Source organism: Nocardiopsis sp. NPDC055824 (genome assembly GCF_053616335.1).
Genome location: NZ_JBSHDN010000338.1, coordinates 1 through 3,986, shown reverse-complemented (window position 1 = coordinate 3,986; position 3,986 = coordinate 1). Strand labels below are relative to the sequence as shown.

Annotated in this window: 3 protein-coding genes; 1 reads left to right on the top strand and 2 read right to left on the bottom strand. The window is 70.7% G+C overall.

Annotated elements, in window-relative coordinates:
• Positions 1-28: 28 nt before the first annotated feature.
• Positions 29-2,302 (bottom strand): excinuclease ABC subunit UvrA, encoded by a 2,274-nt coding sequence (locus ACWGL3_RS31375; protein WP_267950106.1) that lies wholly within the window; start codon positions 2,300-2,302, stop codon positions 29-31.
• Between the two features lie 73 nt (positions 2,303-2,375).
• Between ACWGL3_RS31375 and ACWGL3_RS31370 the strand changes: the two genes are divergently transcribed.
• Positions 2,376-3,194, top strand: a complete 819-nt coding sequence (locus ACWGL3_RS31370; RefSeq protein WP_267950107.1) for a TetR/AcrR family transcriptional regulator — start codon at positions 2,376-2,378, stop codon at positions 3,192-3,194.
• Here ACWGL3_RS31370 and ACWGL3_RS31365 read toward each other — a convergent pair.
• Entirely contained in the window at positions 3,160-3,915 is a 756-nt protein-coding gene (locus ACWGL3_RS31365) for a class I SAM-dependent methyltransferase (protein ID WP_452462130.1), read from the bottom strand. The genes ACWGL3_RS31370 and ACWGL3_RS31365 overlap by 35 nt on opposite strands.
• Between the last annotated feature and the right edge of the window lie 71 nt (positions 3,916-3,986).

Here is a 3,986-nt window from a genome sequence, read left to right as displayed (position 1 = left end):
CCGCCCGGACGGCGGGGCGGCCCACGGCCTAGCGCTCCAGGTAGGCGCGCAGGTGGCGGGCGGTGAGGGTGTCGCCCTCGGCCACCAGCTCGGCGGGACTGCCCTCGAAGACCACGCGGCCGCCGTCGTGCCCGGCGCCCGGCCCCAGGTCGATGAGGTGGTCGGCGTGCGCCATGACCGCCTGGTGGTGCTCGATCACCACCACCGTGTTGCCGTCGTCGACCAGACGGTCCAGCAGGGCGAGGAGCCGGTCCACGTCGGCCAGGTGCAGGCCGGTGGTGGGCTCGTCCATCACGTACACCGCCCCCTCCTTGGCCATGCTGATCGCCAGCTTCAGGCGCTGGCGCTCACCGCCCGACAGGGTGGTCAGCGGCTGGCCCAGGCCCAGGTAGCCCAGGCCGACGTCGTAGAGCCGGTCCAGGATGGTGCGGGCGTTGCCGGTGGTGAAGAACTCCCGGGCCTCCACCACCGACATGGAGAGCACCTCGCTGATGTTCCTGCCGCGCAGTTCGTGGGTGAGCACCTCGGGCCGGAACCGCTTGCCCTCGCACTGCTCGCAGGTGGAGGCGACTCCGGCCATCATCGCCAGGTCGGTGTAGATGACCCCCGCGCCCTTGCACTCGGGGCAGGCCCCCTCGGAGTTCGCGCTGAACAGGGAGGACTTGACCTTGTTGGCGCGGGCGAAGGCGGTGCGGATCGGGTCGAGCAGGCCGGTGTAGGTGGCCGGGTTGGAGCGGCGCGACCCGCGGATCGGTGACTGGTCGACCACCACCACGCCCTCCCTTCCGGGGAGGGCGCCGTGGATGAGCGAGCTCTTGCCCGATCCCGCGACCCCGGTGACCACGGTGAGCACCCCCAGGGGGACGTCCACGCTGACGTTCTTGAGGTTGTGGCTGTCGGCCCCGGTGATGGAGATGGCCCCGGTGGGGCGGCGGACCTCGGCCCGCAGGGTGGCGCGGTGGTCCAGGTGGTCGCCGGTGAGGGTGCCCGAGGCGCGCAGTCCGGCCACGTCCCCGGTGTAGGTGATCCGCCCGCCGGACGGTCCGGCGCCCGGCCCCAGGTCCACCACGTGGTCGGCGATCGCGATCGTCTCGGGCTTGTGCTCGACCACCAGCACGGTGTTGCCCTTGTCGCGCAGGCTCACCAGCAGGTTGTTCATCCGCTCGATGTCGTGCGGGTGCAGGCCCACGGTGGGCTCGTCGAAGACGTAGGTGACGTCGCTGAGGCTGGAGCCCAGGTGGCGGACCATCTTGACGCGCTGGGCCTCGCCGCCGGACAGCGTGCCCGACTCCCGGTCCAGGCTGAGGTAGCCCAGGCCGACCTCGACCAGGGAGTCGAGGGTGTGGCCGAGGTTGTCCAGCAGCGGCTTCACCGAGGGCTCGTCCAGGGAGCCGATGAAATCGGCGAGCTCGTTGATCTGCATGGACGAGCACTCGGTGATGGTGCGTCCGGCGACCTTGACCGAGCGGGCCTCGGCGTTGAGCCGCGTGCCCTCGCACTCGGGGCACGTGGAGTAGGTGACGGCGCGGTCCACGAAGGCACGGATCCCGGGCTGCATGGAGTCGCGGTCCTTGGCCAGGTAGGTGCGCTTGAGCTTGACCACCAGCCCCTCGTAGGAGAAGGAGTTGCCGCCCACCTTGACGCGGGTGGCGGGACCGTGGAGGAAGGTCTCCCACTCCTCGGGGGTGTAGTCGCGCAGCTTGCGGTCCGGGTCGAGGAACCCGGAGTTGGCCATGACCTGCCAGTACCAGGAGTCCACCGCGAACCCGGGGACGGTGATGGCGCCCTCGTTCAGCGACAGGTCCCGGTCGTAGAGCTCCTCCAGGTCGACCTGGTTGGTGCGGCCCAGCCCCTCGCACTCGGGGCACATGCCCTCGGAGTTGTTGAAGCTGAACACGCTCGACGGCTCCAGGCGCGGGGTGCCGACCCGGCTGAAGACGATCCGCAGCATGGCCGCGGCGTCGGTGGCGGTGCCGACGGTGGAGCGGGAGTTGGCGCCCATCCGCTCCTGGTCGACGATGATGGCGGCGCTCAGGTTGCGCAGGGTGTCCACGTCGGGTCTGCCCTGGCTGGGCATGAACGACTGGACGAACGTCGTGTAGGTCTCGTTGATGAGTCTTTGCGACTCGGCGGCGATCGTGCCGAACACGAGGGAGGACTTTCCCGACCCGGACAGGCCGGTGAACACGCTCAGCCTCCGCTTGGGGATGTCCACCGAGACGTTGGCGAGGTTGTTCTCCCTTGCGCCCCTGACCTGGATGGTGTCGTGGCTGTCGGCCATGGAGGTGGGTTCGGAAGACACGCTGCTCCTCAGAAATCCTTATGCGGTAAACTGGCGGCCTGCGAACGTTAGTTTATGGCATAAGGAGATGCAAGTGGTCATCTACGCCGGGCAGGGTGACGCTCGTCGCTCCATGGGCCTGCTGTGGCGCGCCCCCGCGGACCCGTCCGCGCGTGCCGTCCCCGGCCCCAAGCCCGAACTCAGCGTGGACCTGGTCGTGGAGACCGCCATCGGCGTCGCCGACGAAGAGGGCATGGACGCGCTGTCGATGCGCGCGGTGGGACAGCGGCTCGGGCGCACCGCCATGTCGCTGTACACCTACGTGGCCAGCAAGAACGAGCTCATCGAGCTGATGTACGACCACGCGTTCGGGGAGCTCGCCGAAGCAGCCGAAGCCGATGGCGAACCGGACTGGCGCAAGGCTACGACGAACTGGGCGACCCGGCTGTGGGAGTTCTACCTCCGCCACCCCTGGGCGCTGGAGGTGTCCCAGGCCAGGCCGGTGCTGGGCCCCAACGAGTACCGGCTGTTCGAGTCCATGGCCCTCGTGCTGCACCGTGCGGGTCTGGACGCCGCCGGGATCCGCAGCACCTACGGCAACCTCTTCTCCCTCGTGCGCGGCTCCGTGCGGACGGCCGCGGAGGCCCGCCGCGCCGAGGCCGTGACGGGAGCGCCCGAGGACGAGTGGTGGTTCGCCCGGTCCGCGCAGCTGGACGAGCTCGTGCCCGACTTCGCCGAGCGCTTCCCCACCCTCGCCCGCATGTCCGAGGCGGGCGCGTTCTCCAACGAGGACGAGAGCGAGCCCTACCTGGAGCAGGAGGCGTGGGAGACCTTCCAGTTCGGTCTGAACGCCCTGCTCGACGGGGTGCGGGGCAAGCTCAGCGCGCGGACCCGCCCGGAACCGCGCACGTGATGATCTCCTCGGAGGCGTCCGTGAGCGGACCGCGGGCCCAGTCGCCGTACCGGGCCCGTACCTCCAGGCCGGCCCCGGCCAGGAGCGCGTCGAGCGCGCCGAAGTCCGGGAAGCGCAGCGTGCTGCGGCTGTGCCGGACCTCTCCGCCCCACGCGGTACTGGAGTAGGCGGTGGTGAAGGTGACCAGGTCGCCCTCCACACCCTCCAACCGGTGCACGGAGGTCGCCTCGGCCCCGTCCGGACCGGTCACCGTGCGCGTGCGCGAGGGCCGCCACGCCTCCCAGCCCCGCGCCGCGGGGTTGCGCGTCTCGAACACGAACCGGCCGTCCTCCGCCAGGGCCCGCCGCACGGCCGCCAGGGCCGACCGGAGCTCCTCGTCCGTGGTGAGCACCTGGAACGCGTGCCCGGTCATCACGACGAGGTCGAACTCGTTCTCGAAGGACGTCGTCGCCAGGTCTCCGAGGACCCACTCGACGTCCCCGCGGTCGCATCGGCCGACCTCCAGCATCGCGTCGGCGGGATCGAGCCCCACCAGCCGCCCCGTGTGGCCCCGCCTCCTGGCCTCCCGCTGGAGCAACCCGGTGCCGCAGCCCACGTCCAGGACCGACCGCGCGGACATGACCAGGTCGATGTAGAAGGCGTCGTCGGGGGCCAGGCCCCAGGGGTGGAAGACGTCGTAGAGTTCGGCCATCGCAGCATCGGAGAAGACGTTGTCGACCATGCGGCCAGTGTGGTGGACCGGCCCCGCGCCCGCACCCGGATTTCCCGGCCCGCGCCCCTCCGCCCTCGGAG

Bases quoted from the DNA above. Each gene is read 5' to 3' on its own strand.
- ACWGL3_RS31365 (WP_452462130.1), bottom strand. From the start codon at position 3,915: ATGGTCGACAACGTCTTCTCCGATGCTGCGATGGCCGAACTCTACGAC.